Source organism: Tessaracoccus yangjingae, assembly GCF_055326235.1.
The window spans coordinates 81,570-99,963 of record NZ_JBUZNN010000005.1 but is presented as its reverse complement, the minus strand read 5'-3'; the positions used below and the strand labels follow the sequence as shown (position 1 = coordinate 99,963).

Below are 18,394 nucleotides of genomic sequence, written 5' to 3'. Positions count from 1 at the left end.
GCCTCAGGCAGCAGATGGGCTGCCCGGCCGAATGACCGGGCAGCCCATTCCGGCGTTCCCGCCTGCCTTGTCGCCTGAGGCGGCCCGACCTTCCCGCTGGTTGAGCCGGGCCGCAAGGAGCGAAGCGACGCGCGCCCGCGTCGAAACCAACGCGGGCTCACCAGCGACTTGGGGGAGGGTCTTCGAACCGGGCGCGAGGGGCTTCGACGCCCTATGCGGTCCACCCCAGTAGAGCCTCGCCGAGCGTAACGCCCCCGAGGAGGAGGCCCAGCGCCACGACGGGCACCAGCAGGACCCACAGCGGGCGCCGACGCATGAGGGCGATAGCCACGCCGAGAAGCACCACCCAGAGCAGCAGGAACCCGACGAGCCAAGGAGCCGGCGTCACAAGGCCTGCCGCGAGGTAGAGGTAGCCGACCGCGACATGAGCCACGAGCCCCACCACCCCTAGCGTGCGCTTCCAGACCGGTATCCCGGCAGGCGCAACAGCCTCTGTGCTCATCCATCCAAAGTACCCCCGGACCCGGCCGGGAGGTAGTGGCCACCGACGGGGCGCGCACCGGTCCGGGCGACCTTGCGCTCCTACTTAGGGATGTGGAGGCCCACCGCGCCGTCGGCGGCGGTTAGGCGGCGGATCTGGTGTCGTAGTCGGCACCACATCCGCCAGTGAGTTGGGGGGGCATTCGCCGCCGCTCAGGCTCGTAAGGGAGGGGCCTGAGTCGTGTCGCGCACAACGAGGTGGGGTTGCACCACGACCTCCCTGGGTGGGTTTCCGTGGAGCTGCTCGATGGCCAGCTCGACTGCCCTGTCGGCCTGGATATGGGTGTCCTGGGAGACGGTGGTGAGTTGGACGTGGGTCCTGCGGGACAGGCGGGAATCGTCATAGCCCATGATCGAGAGGTCCTGGGGGACTCGAAGCCCGGAGTGCACGGCGGATTCGAGCGCACCCGCCGCGCAGCGGTCGTTGAACGCGAGGACGGCGGTGGGTGGGATCGGCCTCGACAGCAGCTCCCGCAGCCCCTGGGCGCCGTCCTCCTCTGTGGGGCCGCCGGGTACCACGTCGACGAACTGGCCCAGGCCGAGGCGCTGCATGGACTTCCGGTAGCTCGCGCGACGGTCCGTGCTTCCGGGGGCGCTTCCGCCGTCGATGTGTGCGATGCGCTCATGGCCCAGCTCGGCCAGGTGGTTGACGGCCAGCCGCATGCCTGCCCGGTCGTCGCCACGGATGACGCCGATGGTCGGCGCCTTGAGCCGGCGGGCGACCGATACCACCGGGACCGTCTGGGCGATTGCCAGGAGGTGCTCGGCGTCCGGCTGGAGGCTGAGCACGATCAGGGCCTCGCAGCGCTCACGGATGAGCGACTCCACCGCGGTGACCTCGTCCCTGGTGGGCGAGACCGCGGAGAGTGCGATGTCGTAGCCGCGATCCGCGGCCGCCAGGTAGATCTGTTCCACGACGTCGCCGTGGAACGGGTGCTGCAGTTCGAAGGCGATGCCGATCAGTTTCGAGGACTTCTGCCGGAGCTTGCGGGCCCGCTCGTCGGGGACGTATCCCATCTCGCGGGCGATTCGCTTGACGCGGGCGCGGGTGGCGTCACTGGCGCCCGGCGCGTCTCGCATGACGATGGAGACCAGGGGCCGCGACACCCCGGCCACCCTCGCCACGTCGCCCATGGTTGGCCGGTGACCGGCGAAGGATCCGGTGGAGTCGTTGGCGGCGCTCAGGTCTGTGTCACTCACGACGCCCCGATCTCCCTTCCGGCGGACTGAGCAGCGTCGGTGCTGCTGGGACAGTCTATCGGCACCCGGTTTCGGGATGCCCGAAACATGTTCTGACAAAACGCTTGACTCGGCCCGACTGTTGTGTCAATCTAGCACGTGTAAGTAGCACGTGCGAGTCAAAGGAGATTGCACCCATGAACGCTGTAGACAAGACGCCAGGAGAAGCCGTGTGGCCCGTGAGGGTGGCACTTATCGGGGCCGGGCGCATCGGCGCCAGCCACGCCGAACTCCTCGCCCACCGGGTGCCCGGTGTCGAGCTCGCCGCCATCTACGACCCGGTCCCGGGGGCCGCCGACCGGCTGGCCACTGCGTTGCGGGTTCCCGTCGCCACCAGCGACATCGATGACATCTGGAACGACTCAGGCATCCACGCTGTCGTCATCGCCGCGCCGGCGCGTTCGCACACGGACCTCGTCGTCGCCGCTGCACGGGCGGGCAAGCACGTCTTCGTGGAGAAGCCGATGGCCGTGACGCTCGAGGACGCGGACCGGGCGATCGACGCCGCCGAGCAGGCCGGGGTCGTTCTCCAGGTGGGCTTCAACCGCCGCTTCGCCCCCGGCTTCGCCGCCGCTCGGGCCGCCGTGGACGCCGGCAGGATCGGCACACCGCAGCTGCTGCGCTCCCTCACCCGCGATCCGGGCCCCTTCGCGGGAGAGCCGAAGCGGATCCCCCAGTGGACGATCTTCTTCGAGACCCTGATCCACGACTTCGACACCCTCTGCTGGCTCAACCCCGGCGCCACGCCGGTGCGGGTCACCGCCCTGGCCGATGCGCTGGTCCGGCCGGATGCCAAGGAACTCGGCCACCTGGACACCGCCGTTGTCACCATCGAGTTCGACAACGGTGCGATCGCTGTGGCCGAGGCCAACTTCTCCGCGCTCTACGGCTACGACGTGCGGGGCGAAGTGTTCGGCTCCGCCGGCATGTGCACGGCCGGAGACGTCCGCACCACCAACATGACCACCTACACCGCCGAGGGGATCTCCGTCGACACCTCGAGGCTCGACTCCGACCTGCTGCGTGAGGCGTACCTCGGCGAGTTCGAGGCGTTCGCCGAGGCAGCGCGCAGCGGCGGGCCTTCGCCCGTGCCGGGGGCCGCGGCGCGCCTGGCGCTGTCCATCGCGCTGGCCTCCATCAAGAGCGTGGAAGAGAAGCGCGCCGTGCTCGTCGAGGAGGTCGAGCGATGAGCTACCGCCTCGCCGCCAGCGCCGAGATGATCTACCTCGATCTGCCGTTCCTCGAGCGCGTCAGGCGAATCCACGAGCGCGGTCTGCTCGTCGAGATCTGGGACTGGTCGAACAAGGACATCGACGCCCTCGCCGGAAGCGGAGCCAGCATCGTCTCGATGACGGGCTATCTGACCGGAACCCTGACCGACGACGACGGCATCGAGCACTTCCTCTCAACCGCCGAGCGGTCCATCGAGGTGGCCAAGCGCCTGGGCTGCCCCAGCCTCAACGTGCACGGCACCGGCCTCGGCGAGGGCGGTCTCCCGGTCAAGCCGGTCCAGGTGGTCACTCCCACCATGTGGCTCCGTGCAGCGGACACGCTGCGCAGGCTCGCGGATCTCGGTGCGCGCCACGACAAGGTGTTCACCCTCGAGAACCTCAACCTTCCCGTCGACCATCCCGGCACCCCCTTCGCCCTCGCCGCAGATACCCGCGCCCTCGTCGCCGCGGTCGACTCCCCGCACCTCCGGATGAACCTCGACCTCTATCACGCCCAGATCGGCGAGGGTAACCTCGTCGAGCTCGTGCGGGAGTGCCAGCCGTGGATCGGCGAGATCCAGGTGGCCGACGTGCCAGGACGTTGTGAGCCGGGGACCGGCGAGATCCGTTACGAGGCCGTCGCGTCGGCCCTCAAGGACATCCGGTACGGGGGCGTCGTCGCCATGGAGGCGTTCGCCCGGAGCGACTCCGACGACGCACTCGACGCATTCCAGGCCGCATTCGCATGAGCGCCTCCGACGTGCCCATGCCATTCAGCGCAGCTGCGCGCGCCACTCACCAGAAGGAGACATGACATGACCGACCTGCTCAGAGTGGGTGTGATCGGAACCGGCGTCATGGGCCAGGACCACGCTCGGAACCTCGCCCGAGGCGTCCGGGGCGCGCTGCTGGTGGCCCTTGCGGATGTCGACGAGCCGGCCACCCGGGCGCTGGCCGACGAACTCGGCGTCCCGCACGTGTTCACCGACGGACACGCGCTGATCGAATCCCGAGAGGTGGACGCCGTCATCGTCGCCACCCCGGACCGCTTCCATGCGGGCTACGTGCTGGCGTGCATGGAGGCGGGGCTGCCTGTGCTCTGCGAGAAGCCGCTGGCGCCGACCCTCGACGAGGCGCGTCAGGTGGTGCAGCGCAGCCGCGGACTCGACAACCCGCTGGTCACGGTCGGCTTCATGCGCCGATTCGATCCCGGCTACCGGGCGATGCGCCAACTGCTCGACGACGGCGCTTACGGTGACGTCCTCATGACGCACTCGGTGCACCGCAATGTCGAGGCCTATCCCGGGGACGGCAGCACCGCGACCGTGACCAACTCGGCAGTACACGAGATCGACGTGCTGCCATGGGTGTGCCGCAGCCCCATCGTCGAGGTGCAGTGGGCGGCGGGAAAGCCCACATCGCTGCTGAGCACGCGGCACGACCCTCAGCTCATCCTGATGCGCGACGCCAACGACGTGCTGCACACGGTGGAGCTGATGGTCCACGCGCAGTACGGCTACGACGTCCGCTGCGAACTCGTGTGCGAACGCGGCTCGATCGAGCTGCCTGGGGTCCCGGCCCTCGTGGAGCAGACGCCCCTGGTGGTCAACTCCGCCCTCGCGCGGACCTCGGCCTACCCCGCGGATTGGCGCCCCCGCTTCGCCGCGGCCTACAGGGGGGAGCTGTCCGCCTGGGTCGACGCCACGCTCGACGGGCGGATCCCCGACGACGCCTCGACGATGGAGGAGGCGCTCCAGACCACCCTCGTGGCGGACGCGCTGGTCACCTCGATGCAGAGCGGCGGCTGGGTCCGCGTGGGCTCTGTGGACAAGGGGGAGTGACATGTTGATCGGACTTGTGACGGACTCGTTGTCGTCGTTGTCGTTCGACGAGATGCTGGACACTGCTGCGCAGCTGGGCATCGAGCAGGTGGAGTTCGCCACCGGCGGCTGGTCGGAGGCGCCGCACATCGACATCGACCTCCTGCTCTCCGACGCGGCCGAACGGGACCGCTTCGTCGGCGCCGTCAAGGACCGCGGACTCACCATCTCGGCGCTCAACGCCAACGGCAACCAGCTGCATCCCGTGATCGGGTCCCAGGTCGACGGCGTGGTCCGCAAGACCGTTGAACTCGCCGGCCTGCTCGGGGTCGACACCGTGGTGCTCATGTCTGGGCTGCCCGGTGGCGGGCCGCAGGATCTCCACCCCAACTGGGTGACGACCTCCTGGCCGCCGGAGACCCAGACGATCCTCGACTACCAGTGGAACCAGGTCGCCATTCCGTACTGGCGTGACCTGGCCGAGCACGGTCGGCGCGCGGGCATCAGGTTCGCCGTCGAGATGCACGGCGCGCAGCTGGTGTACAACGCCGCGACCCTCCTTCGGCTCAGGGAGGCGGTCGGCGACATCGTCGGCGCGAACCTCGACCCGTCGCATCCGATGTGGATGGGCGCAGACCCGCGGTCAGTGGCACGCGCCCTCACCGGGGCGATCCACAACATGCACGCCAAGGACGCGCGATTCCAGCCCCACGCCGTGGAGGTCAACGGTGTCCTCGGCACCCAGCCGCCGGAGCGGGCGGCCGAGCGGCCGTGGAACTTCGTGACCCTCGGGCTCGGCTACCCCGGCGGTGCGCAGTTCTGGGGCCAGTTCCTGTGCGACCTCCGGGCCGCGGGCTACGACGGCGCTCTGTCCATCGAGCATGAGGACGTGCAGATGGACGCCGTCGAGGGTCTGGCGCAGACCGTGGCCCTGCTGAAGGGCGTGATGCTCGTCAAGCCGCCGAGTTGGCGTCCCGCCGCCATCTGACCGCCCCGCAGGGGCTCCACAGCCGGGCAAGGACGCCACGGCACAGCAGAACAGGCCGCTCCACCGTCCCAGGCGGTGGAGCCGCCGAACCACGGCCCGCAGCATTCCGCGGGGCATCCAAACAGCAAGGAGGCTGATGATGACGAACCTGATGACAGAGGTGAGGGCGGTGCCGCCCACCGGGGCGGGCGAGATCCTGCTCGAGGCGCGGGGAGTCGGCAAGGTGTTTCCCGGTGTGCGCGCCCTGCACAACGTCGATTTCACCCTGCGCGGCGGGGAGGTCCACGCCCTCGTCGGCGAGAACGGCGCCGGCAAGTCGACGCTCATGAAGATCTTCGCGGGCCTGTATCAGCCGGACTCCGGCGAGATCCGGCTGCGCGGGGAGAAGGTGGTCCTGCCCACGCCGTTGTCCGCGCACCATTCGGGCATCAGCGTCATCCATCAGGAGTTCTTCCTGATGAACCACCTCACCGTGGCGCAGAACATCTTCATCGGCCGCGAGCCGAAGCTGCCCGGCGGGATGATCAACGACGACCGTGCCCTGAACCGTCGGGCCACGGAACTACTGGAGCGGCTGGGCGTCGCCATCGACCCGAAGGTTCCGGTCGGGCTGCTCACCGTGGCCCAGCAGCAGATGGTGGAGATCGCGAAGGCGCTGTCCTTCAACTCCTCCATCCTGATCATGGACGAGCCCACCGCGGCCCTCACCGACGCCGAAGTGGAGACCCTCTTCCGCATCATCGACAACTTCGTCACCCCGTCGACGGCGGTCGTCTACATCTCCCACCGGATGGAGGAGATCCGCCGGCTCGCCACGCAGGTCACGGTGCTCCGCGACGGTGAACTCGTCGGCACCAGGCCGGCGGCGGAACTCTCCATCCACGAGATCATCCAGCTGATGGTGGGCCGCACGATCACCACGGACATCCGCCCCGGCCCGCGCACGCGCACCGCCCCCATCCTGGAGGTGGAGCACCTGTCCACGGCCGAGCTGCTCAAGGACGTCAGCTTCACCCTCGAGAAGGGCGAGATCCTCGGCTTCGCGGGGCTGATGGGTGCCGGCCGGACCGAGACGGCCCGCGCGCTCATCGGCGCCGACCGCAAGACGGCTGGAACGGTGAAGATCGACGGTCGGGTGGCCCGGATCGGCCACCCCGGCGACGCAGTGCGTCTCGGCATCGGCTACCTCTCGGAGGACCGCAAGCGGTACGGGCTGATCCTCCAGCAGAGCGTCGCGGCCAACACCGTCCTGGCCTCGATCGGAAAGTTCACCCGGTTCGGCCTGCTGCAGGACGGAGCCATGCGCAAGGCCGGGGAGAAGTGGGCCGCCGCCCTGTCGACCAAGACCCCCACCGTCCGCCAACTGGTGCGCAACCTCTCCGGCGGCAACCAACAGAAGGTGGTCCTCGCCAAGTGGCTGCTCCGGGACTGCGACGTCCTCATCTTCGACGAGCCCACCCGGGGGATCGACGTGGGCGCCAAGCAGGAGATCTATGAGCTGCTCGACCGGCTCACCAAGCAGGAGGGCAAGTCGATCATCATGATCTCCTCCGAAATGGAGGAGGTCCTGCGCATGTCAGACCGCGTCGTCGTCATGTGCGACGGACGCATCACCGGCGTCCTCACCAACGCCGAGGCCACCCAGGAGAAGATCATGGAGCTGGCCACGCGATTCAACCCGACCCAACACCAGATTGAGGCGTGAGCCATGAGCATCGACACCACCGTCCCCACCGCGACCGCCACCCCGCCGGCAAAGAAGTGGTCGGTCCCAGACAGATACAAGGTCTTCATCCAGCAGGGCATGGTGTTGCTCGTCGTGGTGGGGCTGGGCGTGTTCTTCACGATCATGCAGCCCAACTTCGCCACGTGGCAGAACATCTCCTCCCTGCTCCTCGCCTCCGTAGTCACCGGCGTCCAGGCGATCGGCCTGTGCTTCGTCATCGCCACCGGCGGCATCGACCTCACCCCGGGCCTGGGCATGGCGGCAACGTCCGTCATCACGGCTCTCCTCATCGCTGAGAGCGGTCTGCAGCTACCCATGTGGGTGGGCATCCTCGGTGGCCTCGCTGCCGGCGCCCTTCTGGGGCTCATCAACGGCTCGCTGGTGGCCTACCTGAAGATGCAGCCCATGATCGCCACGCTGGCCATGATGATGGTCTGCGCCGGCGCGGCCCTCGTCCTGGCGGACGGCAAGACCGTCTCGCTGCGTTCCGTGGAGGGATACGACCAGATCGCCATGGGCCAGACCATCCCCGGCATCCCCAACGGTGTCGCGATCCTGATCCTCCTGGCAATCGCCGCGGGCGTCGTCATGAACAAGACGGTCGTGGGCAGGTATGCGCTGTCCATCGGCTCCAACAAGGAGGCCACGCGCATCTCGGGCGTCAACACGAAGCGCTTTGAGGTGCTGGCCTACGTGATCTGTGGCGTCTTCACCGGCATCTCCGGCGTGCTGATGTCGTCGCGGCTCTCCGCGGCCCAGCCCACTCTGGGACAGGGCTACGAGATGTACGCGATCGCGGCGGCCGTCATCGGCGGCACCTCGCTGCGTGGTGGCCGCGCCTCGATCTTCGGCGCTGTGATCGGCGCCGTCACCATCCAGACCATCTTCAACGGGCTCACCGTCATGGGCGTCCCGGACCAGTGGCAGAAGGTGGTCCTCGGCGTCGTCGTCCTCATCGCCGTGATCGTCGACATCATGCGCCGCGGCGGCAAGGAAGAGTGACCCGCCCCCCAATTCCCGGTCGGACACCCGTTCCGACCCGATAACCCCGGTCCCCCCGGACTCAACCAGAAGGAGAACTTCAATGAAGAAGCTGTTCGCGTACTGCGCGGCTACCGCACTCATGGCGACCGCCATGTCCGGATGCGCCGCCTCAACCACATCCACTGAAACCGCCGGCGCGGCCGGCACCGACGACGCCCAGATCCGCATCTCCATCGTCGGCAAGGGCATCTCGGACTTCGGGACACTCATCAAGAACGGGGCACTGGCCGCAGGCGAGGAGTTCGGCGCCGAGGTGACGTGGAACGCCCCGGACACCGAGAGCGAGGGCGACCGGCAGCTCAACATGCTTCAGACCGCCGTCAACGACCAGGTCGACGGCATCGGATTCGCCCCCCAGGACGGTGCGCAGGATGGCGCACCGGCCATCCTCGACCAGGCCGAGGAGGCCGGCATCCCCATCGCCGTCTACGACACGCCCCTGGCCTCGTCCGATCTGCCGATCGTGACCATCGCCTCGGACAACACCTCGATCGGGGCCCTGGCAGCGGAGGAGACCGCGGCACTCATCGGCAACAAGGGCACGGTGGCGCTCATCGTCAACGGCGTCGTGGGCACCGCGGCCCTCCGGCGCGACGGCTTCGTCGAGTGGATGGAGGCCAACGCCCCCGACATCGAGATCGTCGACATCCAGAACGGCGAGGCCGATCCGGCCAAGGCGCGCGACAAGGCGCAGGGCATCCTCCAGGCGAATCCCGACCTCGACGCCCTCATCGGCACCGGTGAATACCCCACCATCGCGATCGCCGATCAGGTGGCCGCCATGGGCATGGACACCAAGGTGGTGGGCGTGGACTCGAATCCCGACGTCCTCACCCTCATCGCCGAAGGGAAGATCGACGGCGTGGTGACGCAGAACCCGTACAACATGGGCTACCAGACGGTGAAGTCGCTCATCGAGGCCATCAACGGGACCGAGCCGTCGTCTGACCAGATCGTGTCGCCGTCGGCATGGGTCACCGCGGAGAACATGGACGACCCGGAGATCAAGCAGATCACCGGCTGACGACAATCCATCCCCGCGTGAGGCCCGGTCGGAAGCAGTTCCGGCTGGGCCTCACGCCCTTCGAGAGGGCCATCCATCGTGAGTGTCGCGTCGACATCCTCCCACCAGGTGCTTCGCATCCAGCCGGTCGAGGTTCCGGTCTCACTGGACCGCGACAGCCACATCCCCCTCTATCAGCAGCTCTACGACCAGCTGGCTGCCGCCATCGTCGACGGCACGCTGAGGCCCGGGGAACGGGTCGAAGCCGAGCTGTCCATGGCCGAACGCCTCGGCCTGTCCCGGCTCACCGTGCGCCGTACCCTCGCCGAGCTGGTCAACCACGGTCTGCTCATCAGGGGTCGTGGGCTGGGCACCGTCGTCGCGCGTCGTCAGGAGGAGCGCCCGGGCGGCCTGACCAGCCTCCACAGCGACCTCGCGGCCGCTGGGCACACGCCCACCACCACGCTGCTGAGATTGTCCTACCCGGTCACGGACTCCGACGTCGCCCGGCGCCTGGGGGTGGGGAGCCGGACTCCGCTGCTCTACCTGGAGCGGCTCCGGCTGGCCGACGGCGTTCCGCTCGCCATACTGCGCAACTGGCTGCCGCCGTCGAGCTCGTCGATGAGGTTCGCGGACCTCGAGAACCAGGGCCTGTACGCGTCACTGCGACAGCACGGGGTCGACCCGCTGGTGGCCACCCAGAGGATCGGGGGCCGGCACCCTACTCCCGCTGAGCGTGACCTGCTGAATATCGGCGCACTGGACCCGGTGCTGACGCTGACGCGGACGAGCGTCGACAGGGTCGGGCGCGGCGTCGAGTGCGGCGAACATACCTTCCGTGCCGACCGCCATGGGTTCGACCTGACGGTCTGGGCCGAGCACGCTGACGGAGGCGGCCCTGGCGTTCGCCCTCTCTGAGGCATTGGAGCCAAGTTCGGCGGGGTCGTTCTCGCCTACCACGGGGCGTCGGCATGGGTTGGGTGCGGATCTGGTGTCGTAGTAGGCACCACATCCGCCGGTTTGCCCGGCGGTGGCGTTCGTCGTCGTGCGGAACCTCAGGCCGGCGGGGCGACGCTCAGGGTGGCGGCCATGGTGTGCGAGGCTCCCGGGGCGATGGTCACGCGAGCGTCGGCGACGTTGCAGGTCTCGACGCAGAGCATCCCGGTCCACTCGTCGTCGCCGAAGTCCGGCATCGCGGCGGCCTTCGCCGGGCCGGGGTTCCACACGACGGCGTTGGCGGAGTCCTGCGCCCGGACCGTGATCGAGCGGGCGCCGGCGGGGTCGTCGACCCGGATCACGCCCGGTTGGGCGAGGAGGCGGTCGGTCTCGCCGCGGAGCGTCAGCGCGTCACCCGCCGGGGGGAGCTGCTCGCCGGTGAGGCGGTCGAGCGAGGAGACGCCCTCCAAGCCCCGGATAGATGCGCGCCTGACGTCGCCGACGGCGAGGTAGGTGTGGAACGACTCCTCGACGACGAGCGGCGCCGGACCCCGGTTGGCCACCTCGAGCGCGAGGCCGAGCTCGGCGCCCACGTTCACCGTGTAGCGGAGCAGGGCGGGCGCCTTGATGTCGGCGGCGGGGACGGTCGCCGTGTCGAGCGTGAACGCCAGCTGCACCACGCCGTCGTGCTCCTCGGCCGACTCCAGCTCCCACACCGCGGTGCGGGCGAACCCGTGGAGCGGCGCGGTGCCGTCGGTCGGGTGCGGCCCGAACCAGGGATAGCAGACCGGCACGCCGCCGCGGATCGGCGCGCCGGGCGCGAAGGCGCTGCGCCCGCTGACCCAGAGCACGTCGTCCTGCCCGGCCGGCACCCAGGAGGTGACGTGCGCGCCCTGGAGGTAGACCACCGCGGACGCGGCCGACGTGGTGACGACCACCCGGGCCAGCCCCCCCGGCCCATCCTCGAGGCGCACCGACCCCGGCAGGGTGGGCGTCGCCGCCCCGCCGGGGTGGTTGTCCTGCCGGGGCAGGTCGACGGTCTGGGCGGTGGGGTTCATGGTGTCCTCAGGTGGGGTTGGTGAAGGTCGGCGGGAGGCTCAGAGCAGGTGGCCGTAGCCGAGCTGGACGAGGTTGGCCCGCGACATCGCGAGCGACTCGAACGGGTCGCGGCCATAGGTCTCGTCCTGCTCGACGAGCAGGTGCTCGGCGCCGCTGGCCAGGGCCTGTTCGATGATCGGCTCCCACTCGAGGTTGCCTTCGCCCACCTCGGCGAACTGCACCACGCCGTAGAACCCCGACATGAAGCCGGCGAAGTCGCCGGCGGCGATGGCGTCGCGGGCGGAGTCCGGGAGCAGGCCGATCCGGTAGTCCTTGAGGTGGACCAGCCGCACGCGTCCGGCGTACTTGGCCAGCACGGAGACCGGGTTGAGGCCGCCACGCTGGACCCAGTGGACGTCCACCTCCAGGCCGACGCTGGGCGCCAGGTCGGCGATCACGTCGAGCATGTAGCGGCCGTCCAGGCGGGCGAACTCGACGTGGTGGTTGTGGTAATACAGCGCGAGGCCGTCGTCGGCCAGCCGCTTGGCGTACTCCTCCATCTTCTGGGCGAAGTCGACGATGCTGTCGCGGTGGCCCATCGCGTCGATCGGCAGCATGCCGACGCGCAGCAGGCCGGTGCCCAGGGTGCGGCAGTCCGCGACGATCTTGTCGTAGGTGGTGCTGAGCGAGTCGCCGCCGCCGGGAGGCGGGGTGAGGCCGGCGGACAGCGCCACCACCTGGACGCCCAGCTCGTCGTGCGCGCGCTTCATCTCGGAGACGTTCTCGGGCGTCATCGCCACCTGGGACATCTCGATGTCGCGGTAGCCGACCTCGGCCATCCGACGAAGGGTCTCGAAGGTGCCGTGCTCGACGAAGGAGTTCTTGATGGTGCTTGCCTGCACACCGATGCGTGCCATGGGGGTTCCTTTCAGGGGGTGGTCACAGCCGGACGACGCTGCCGGTGCGGGCGGATTCGTAGATGGCGAGCACGAGCTCGAGGCTCTGCCGCCCGCCCACGCCGTCGACCAGAGGGTCGCGGCCCTCGGCGACTGCGTCGACGAAGTCGAGCAGTTGTAGACGGTGGGCCTCGCCCCAGACGTCGGCTGGATCGGCGGGCAGGTCGGACGCCTCGTCCACCGCCCGGGTCGCGGCGCGGGTGCCGCCGCTGGCCACCTGCTGGGCGTGGGCCGTGGTGGTCTCGCCGCCGAGGGCGGTGCCGTCCTGCAGCGCCAGGGAGGCGAGGCGGTCGCCGTTGATCACGGCGCCACCGCCGGTTCCGTGGAGGGAGAGGGAGGCGGGGAAGCCGGGGTAGGCGCTGGTGGAGGCCATGACGGTGGCGATCGCGCCGTTGGCGAACGTCACCGTCGCGCACACCACGTCCTCCACCTCGATGCGTTCGTGGGTGGCGGTGCGGGCCTGCGCGTACACCGACTCGACGGGGCCGCACATCCAACGCAGCAGGTCGACGGTGTGGACGCCCTGGTTGATGAGGGCGCCGCCGCCGTCGAGGGCCCAGGTGCCGCGCCACTCGCCGGAGTCGTAGTACTCCTGCGTGCGGAACCACGGGACCCGGCACTCGGCCAGCACCAGGGCGCCGAGCCTGCCGTCGCTGACGGCCTCGTGCACCACCTGGGCGGCGCGGTCGAACCGGTGCTGCGACACGACGGCGAGCGTCCGCCCCGAGGAGCGTTGCGCGGCGATCAGCCGGTCGGCCGCCTCGAGGGTGACCTCCATCGGCTTCTCGATGATCACGTGCTTGCCGGCGAGCAGCGCCGGGACGCCGACCTCGGCGTGGCGGCCGCTGGGCACGCAGACGCTCACCGCGTCGATCCTCGGGTCCGCCAGGACGTCGTCGTAGCTCATGGCCGTCAGGCCGAACTCGGCGGCCAGCGCCTCGGCCCGCTCGGGGACGATGTCGCTGCACGCCACCAGCTCCACGCGCCCGGCGAGCTGCTGCAGCGCCCGCACGTGCGTGGGGGCGATGGACCCGCAGCCCACGACGGCGAACCGGAGGGCGCTCATCGGTACTCGATGCCTTCGCCGTCGAGGATCGCGGCGAACGCGCGGGTGGCGCGGGTGAAGTTCTCCGGACCGGAGAAGCCGCCGAGGTGGTGCGCGGAGGAGAGGTGCGGCTCCATCGAGAAGAACCCGTCGAACCCGTCGGCCGCCAGCGCGCGGATGGTGTCGGGCACGCGCCCGTCTCCGGCCCCGGCCACCACCACCTCGCCGGACCCGAGCTTGGCGTCCTTGATCTGGATGTAGTCGGTGTAGGGGCGCAGCAGCTCGTAGGCCTCGGGGAAGGGGACCACGCCCACCTGCACGTAGTTCGCCGCGTCCCACGCGAGCCGGAGCGCGGGGGAGTTCACCGCGGTGACCAGGTCGAACACCCGCTCGGGGACGTCGCCGAAGATGCCCTTCTCGTTCTCGTGCAGCATCACGACGCCGCCGGCCTCGGCGCGCTGCGCGAGGGCCGCCATCCGGCGGACCACCTCGTCGCGGTGGTCCTCGGGGCGCTGGTCGGGGTTGAGGAAGAAGGAGAACACGCGGATGAACGGCGCCTTCAGCTGCTGCGCCACCCACACCGCCCGGTCCATGCGAGCCAGGTGGGCGTCGAAGTCGTCGGTGATGTTGACCTTGCCGATCGGTGACCCGATGGACGAGGCCTGGATGCCGTGGGCCCAGAGGATGTCGCGGGCGCGGGCCACCTGGTCGTCGTCGAGGTCGAGCACGTTGACGCCCCAGGCGCTGCGGAACTCGATGTAGCGGATGCCCAGCTGATCCAGCAGGGCGCATTGGGTCTCGAGGTCGTCGTCGATCTCATCGGCGAATCCGGACAGGGTCCACATGGGTGAGCTCCGATCAAAGTCTGTGGTGCACCACTGCACCAGCGTGGCGCCGTCCCTGTCGTCGGGTCCCGCCGTTCGGGTTGGCGCTGTCCCTTGACGCTACGCAGGCCGCTCTGGCGCGCAAAGGAGTTGCCACATGTTGCCGCCCCCCACCTGTCTCGAAGGCAACAGGGGGCAACACAGTGCGAGCAGGGCGGTTCGCTGCTCTACTCGTAGCTCCGGGTCATCCGGGCAGCCCACCGACGAAGGCGGGCGCGGACGCTCACGACGCTCAAGGAGACACACATGACGAACCAGGTGAGGCTCGGGATCATCGGGCTGGGACAGCAGGGCGGGATGTACGCCTCCCTCATCAACGACGGACGCGTGCCGCACATGACCATCGGCGCGATCTGCGACATCGACCCGGCCAAGCGCGAGCTGGCCCGCGCCACCTACCCCGGCGTGCCGGTCTACGAGGACCTCGACGCGGTGCTGGCCAGCGGCGACGTGGACGCCGTCGTCACCACCACCCCCCACTACCTCCACCCGGAGATGGGGATCGCCGCGCTGAAGGCCGGCCTCCACGTGCTGGTGGACAAGCCCGCAGGCGTCTACACCAAGCAGGCCCAGGAGCTCGTCGACTACGCCGCCTCCAAGCCGGAGCTCACCTTCGCGATCATGTTCAACCAGCGGATGAACCCGCTGTACCGCGCCCTCAAGGAGATCGTCGACGGCGGGCAGATCGGCAACATCCGCCGTTCCACCTGGACCATCACCACCTGGTGGCGGCCCCAGGGCTACTACGACTCCAGCGCCTGGCGCGCCACCTGGGGCGGCGAGGGCGGCGGGGTGCTCGTCAACCAGGCCCCCCACCAGCTCGACCTGTGGCAGTGGATCTGCGGCGTGCCGAAGGCCGTGTTCTCCAAGCTCGGCTACGGCGTCAACCGCGACATCGCCGTCGAGAACGAGGTCAACGCGATGGTGGACTACGGCGACGGCGTGACCGGCTCGTTCGTCACCTGCACCTACGACATCGCCGGCACCGACCGGCTCGAGATCCTCGGCGACGCCGGCAAGATCGTGGTGGAGGACAGCAAGCGGGCCATCGTCACCCGGCTGCGCAAGCCCGAGCAGGAGCTGAGCGCCGGCATGGACATGAACGACGTGATGCGCCTGTTCACCGGCCAGGTGGACCTCAACACGCTCTACTCGCAGGAGACGCTGGAGTTCGAGTCCGCGTTCGGCAGCCAGCACGCCGACGTGCTGGAGAACTTCGCCCTCAACATCGTCGACGGCACGCCCCTGGTCGCGCCCGGCGCCGACGGCATGCACGGCGTCCGGCTGGCCAACGCCATCCACCTGTCCGCATGGAAGGGCGAGGAGGTGCCGTTGGCGTTCGACGGCGACGAGTACCTCGCGCTGCTCAACGACCGCATCCGCGAGGAGGGCAAGTTCCCCGAGCGCACCGCGTGACGATCTGGACCCGCACGTTCGTCCTGGCGACGGTGGTCAACTTCCTGGTGTCTCTGGTGTTCTTCATGCTGATGGTCACTATGGCCACCTACGCGGCGGAATCCTTCGCGGCGTCGGACGCCACCGCCGGGCTGGCGGCCAGCATCTTCATCGTCGGGGCCCTCGTCGTGCGGCCCTTCGCCGGCCGGTTCCTCGACGCGGTGGGGAGGCGGCGGATGCTCCTTGTGGGCCTCGGCGTGTTCACCGTCGCCTCGTTCCTGTACGTGCCGGCGGACAACCTGGGCCTGCTGCTGGCCGTGCGGATGCTGCACGGCGCCGGCATGGGGGCCTCGCACACGGCAATCTCCGCGTCGATCATGACGGTGCTGCCGCCGGCGCGCCGGTCCGAGGGCATGGGCTACTTCACGCTCAGCGGGACGGTGGCCACCGCCATCGGGCCGGTGATCTCCCTGACTGTGCTGCGGCTCGGGTCCATCACGTGGCTGTTCGGGTTGGGCGCCGTGCTGTCGACGGCGGCCCTGCTGCTGGCGCTGGGTCTCAGGTTCCCCGGGCCGGTGCGCCACGTCGAGGTGGCCGGTCACGCGGGCGACCGCGCGCACGGCCGGATGGGCGGCTTCATGGAGCGCTCGGTGCTGCCGATCGCGTCGATGATGCTGCTGCTGGGAATCGCGTTCACCGGCGTGCTCACCTACGTGTCCACCCACGCCGCCGCCCTGGACCTGACGGCGGCGCTGAGCGGCTTCTTCCTCGTCTACTCCGGGGTCATCGCGGTGTCGCGGCTGTTCGTGGGGCGGCTGCACGATGTCCGGGGCGACAACGTGATCGTCTACCCGGCGCTGGTGTCCATGGCCGCGGGGATGGTGGTCCTGGCCCTGGCCTCGTCCGGGATCGCGCTCCTGGTGGCCGGCGGGCTGCTCGGCCTGGGCATGGGCACGCTCCAGTCCTCGGCGCACGTGATCGCAGTGTCGGTCGCGCCGCTGCACCGGGTGGGGCTCGCCACGTCGACGCTGTTCATCATGATGGACCTGGGCGTGGGCCTGGGTCCGCTGGCGCTGGGGCCAGTGATCGCGCAGTGGGGGCTGCCGACGATGTATCTGGGCTTGTCGGCGTTGGTCGTGGCGGCGGGCGTCGTCTACCACCTTGGCCACGGTCGCGGCCCGCGGGTGAGCCGCCCCGCTCAGACGGTTGAGGCCTGACGGGGCTGCTTGACGAACAGGGCCACGATGAAGCCGGCCAGCAGCACCAGCACGACCCCGAGGATGCCCCAGTGCTGGCTCGACGTCTCCGCGTCGCCCGTCACCGCGACACCAACCGCGATCATCAGGCCGAACATCAGCGGCGCCAGGAAGCTGACGGCGCGCCCCGTGGTGGCGTAGAGGCCGAACATCTCCCCGCTCATGCCCTCCGGGATGAGCCGTGCCAGGAAGGAACGGCTGGCCGACTGGGCCGGGCCCACGAACAGGGTCATGCCCAGGCCGAAGATCCAGAAGACGGTCTTGCCGCCGTCGTGGAAGTAGAAGATCCCCAGCCCGAGAGCAACCAGCATGCCGAGGGAGAACAGGATGACCCGCTTCGGGCCGAGGCGGTCGTCGAGCAGGCCGAACAGCATCGTCGCCAGGCCCGCCACCACGTTGGCCACCACGCCGAAGATCACCACCTCGCCGAAGGTGAAACCGAACGTGCCGGCGGCCAGCACGCCGCCGAACGTGAACACCCCGGCCAGGCCGTCGCGGAAGAGGGCGGAGGCCACGAGGAAGAACAGCGTGTTGGGGTTGTCCCTCCCGACGCGCGCGATGGAGCGGAACAGCTCGCGGTAGGAGCCGACGATCCCCAGCGACGGCGGCACGTGCTCGGGCCTGCGGTCCTTGAGCGCGATGAAGATGGGGATGGTGAACAGCAGCGTCCAGGCGCCGCAGATCAGCATCGAGAGGCGCACGTCGTCGGGCGTGAAGTCCGAGCCGAGCACCCCGATGATCACCAGCAGGATCGTGATGCCCCCGAGGTAGCCGAGCCCCCAGCCCAGGCCGCTCACCCGGCCCACGTCCGACGGGGTGCTGACCTGGTCGAGCGCCGAGTAGTAGTTGACGTTGGCGATCTCCGAGACCACGTTGCCCGCGCCCAGCAGCACCGCGCCCAGCAGGAAGTACTCGGGCGCCGGGGCGACGAAGTACATCGTGGCGCAGATCGCGGCGAGCAGCCACGTCTGCCAGCGCAGGTGGAACATCCGCTTCCCCGTTCGGTCCGCGCCCTGCCCGAGCACCGGGGCCAGCAGCGCGATGAGCAGGCCCGCGGTCCCCGTCGCCCACGCCAGCTTGATGGTGACCTCGTCCTTGTCGCCGAACGCCGAGCTGGTGAGGTAGACCGAGAACACGAACGTGGTGATCACCGTCGCGAAGGGCTGCGTGCCCCAGTCCCAGAACGCCCAGGCCACCACCTTCTTCCGCGGCGCCTTGGTGGAGGACAGCGCGCCGGGGAGCGGGGCGTCGTCGACGGCGGGGGGCTGCTCGATCGTCACGCGAGCAATGTATGCCGAACGGGGTCGACGGTG

General features: G+C 69.5%; 17 protein-coding genes. 10 read left to right on the top strand and 7 right to left on the bottom strand.

Translation table 11 applies throughout. From position 1 onward, the window contains the following. Positions 1–211: 211 nt before the first annotated feature. Both ACZK5D_RS09205 and ACZK5D_RS09200 read right to left on the bottom strand, forming a co-directional pair. Positions 212–502, bottom strand: coding sequence for a hypothetical protein (locus tag ACZK5D_RS09205; RefSeq protein WP_458995389.1), 291 nt, complete (start codon positions 500–502; stop codon positions 212–214). A 191-nt stretch (positions 503–693) separates the two neighbouring features. Then, the gene (locus tag ACZK5D_RS09200; protein WP_458995388.1) at positions 694–1,740 is read right to left on the bottom strand and encodes a LacI family DNA-binding transcriptional regulator; all 1,047 of its coding nucleotides are present in this window, start codon (positions 1,738–1,740) and stop codon (positions 694–696) included. Positions 1,741–1,916: 176 nt separating this feature from the next. On the opposite strand from ACZK5D_RS09200, the gene ACZK5D_RS09195 reads away from it, so the two are divergent. From ACZK5D_RS09195 to ACZK5D_RS09160, 8 genes are all read left to right on the top strand, one after another. Next, a complete protein-coding gene (locus tag ACZK5D_RS09195; RefSeq protein ID WP_458995387.1) occupies positions 1,917–2,969 on the top strand; it encodes a Gfo/Idh/MocA family oxidoreductase in 1,053 nt (350 codons plus the stop codon). Continuing rightward, positions 2,966–3,739 (top strand): TIM barrel protein, encoded by a 774-nt coding sequence (locus tag ACZK5D_RS09190; protein WP_458995386.1) that lies wholly within the window; start codon positions 2,966–2,968, stop codon positions 3,737–3,739. Before ACZK5D_RS09195 ends, ACZK5D_RS09190 begins: the two co-directional genes overlap by 4 nt. Before the next feature lie 66 nt (positions 3,740–3,805). Next, positions 3,806–4,831: a Gfo/Idh/MocA family protein gene (locus ACZK5D_RS09185; RefSeq protein WP_458995385.1), complete on the top strand. Its 1,026-nt coding sequence runs from the start codon at positions 3,806–3,808 to the stop codon at positions 4,829–4,831. Position 4,832: 1 nt separating this feature from the next. Beyond that, positions 4,833–5,798, top strand: coding sequence for a sugar phosphate isomerase/epimerase family protein (locus ACZK5D_RS09180; RefSeq protein ID WP_458995384.1), 966 nt, complete (start codon positions 4,833–4,835; stop codon positions 5,796–5,798). A 139-nt stretch (positions 5,799–5,937) separates the two neighbouring features. Next, entirely contained in the window at positions 5,938–7,503 is a 1,566-nt protein-coding gene (locus ACZK5D_RS09175) for a sugar ABC transporter ATP-binding protein (RefSeq protein ID WP_463665069.1), read from the top strand. Between the two features lie 3 nt (positions 7,504–7,506). After that, a complete protein-coding gene (locus tag ACZK5D_RS09170; RefSeq protein WP_458995382.1) occupies positions 7,507–8,526 on the top strand; it encodes an ABC transporter permease in 1,020 nt (339 codons plus the stop codon). 82 nt (positions 8,527–8,608) lie between these two features. Next, complete coding sequence (locus ACZK5D_RS09165) at positions 8,609–9,592, top strand: substrate-binding domain-containing protein (RefSeq protein WP_463665068.1); 984 nt, start codon at positions 8,609–8,611, stop codon at positions 9,590–9,592. 108 nt (positions 9,593–9,700) lie between these two features. Then, positions 9,701–10,489, top strand: coding sequence for a GntR family transcriptional regulator (locus ACZK5D_RS09160; RefSeq protein ID WP_463665067.1), 789 nt, complete (start codon positions 9,701–9,703; stop codon positions 10,487–10,489). A 137-nt stretch (positions 10,490–10,626) separates the two neighbouring features. On the opposite strand, the gene ACZK5D_RS09155 is transcribed toward ACZK5D_RS09160, so the two are convergent. Genes ACZK5D_RS09155 through ACZK5D_RS09140 form a run of 4 tightly spaced genes read right to left on the bottom strand, consistent with a single transcriptional unit; the run spans position 10,627 to position 14,391 of the window. Next, a complete protein-coding gene (locus ACZK5D_RS09155; protein WP_458995379.1) occupies positions 10,627–11,565 on the bottom strand; it encodes a D-hexose-6-phosphate mutarotase in 939 nt (312 codons plus the stop codon). Positions 11,566–11,604: 39 nt separating this feature from the next. After that, a complete protein-coding gene (locus ACZK5D_RS09150; RefSeq protein WP_458995378.1) occupies positions 11,605–12,462 on the bottom strand; it encodes a sugar phosphate isomerase/epimerase family protein in 858 nt (285 codons plus the stop codon). Positions 12,463–12,484: 22 nt separating this feature from the next. Then, positions 12,485–13,567 (bottom strand): Gfo/Idh/MocA family protein, encoded by a 1,083-nt coding sequence (locus ACZK5D_RS09145; protein WP_458995377.1) that lies wholly within the window; start codon positions 13,565–13,567, stop codon positions 12,485–12,487. Beyond that, positions 13,564–14,391 carry a sugar phosphate isomerase/epimerase family protein gene (locus tag ACZK5D_RS09140; protein ID WP_458995376.1) on the bottom strand — a complete coding sequence of 276 codons (828 nt, stop codon included), beginning with the start codon at positions 14,389–14,391 and terminating at the stop codon, positions 13,564–13,566. The genes ACZK5D_RS09145 and ACZK5D_RS09140 overlap by 4 nt, the downstream gene beginning before the upstream one ends. Positions 14,392–14,676: 285 nt before the next feature. On the opposite strand from ACZK5D_RS09140, the gene ACZK5D_RS09135 reads away from it, so the two are divergent. Continuing rightward, positions 14,677–15,846, top strand: a complete 1,170-nt coding sequence (locus ACZK5D_RS09135) for a Gfo/Idh/MocA family protein (RefSeq protein WP_458995375.1) — start codon at positions 14,677–14,679, stop codon at positions 15,844–15,846. Next, the gene (locus ACZK5D_RS09130) at positions 15,843–17,042 is read left to right on the top strand and encodes an MFS transporter (protein WP_463665066.1); all 1,200 of its coding nucleotides are present in this window, start codon (positions 15,843–15,845) and stop codon (positions 17,040–17,042) included. Before ACZK5D_RS09135 ends, ACZK5D_RS09130 begins: the two co-directional genes overlap by 4 nt. Here the strand turns inward: ACZK5D_RS09130 and ACZK5D_RS09125 are convergent. Beyond that, a complete protein-coding gene (locus ACZK5D_RS09125; protein ID WP_463665065.1) occupies positions 17,024–18,361 on the bottom strand; it encodes an MFS transporter in 1,338 nt (445 codons plus the stop codon). The two genes, ACZK5D_RS09130 and ACZK5D_RS09125, sit on opposite strands and share 19 nt — an antisense overlap. Positions 18,362–18,394: the final 33 nt, after the last annotated feature.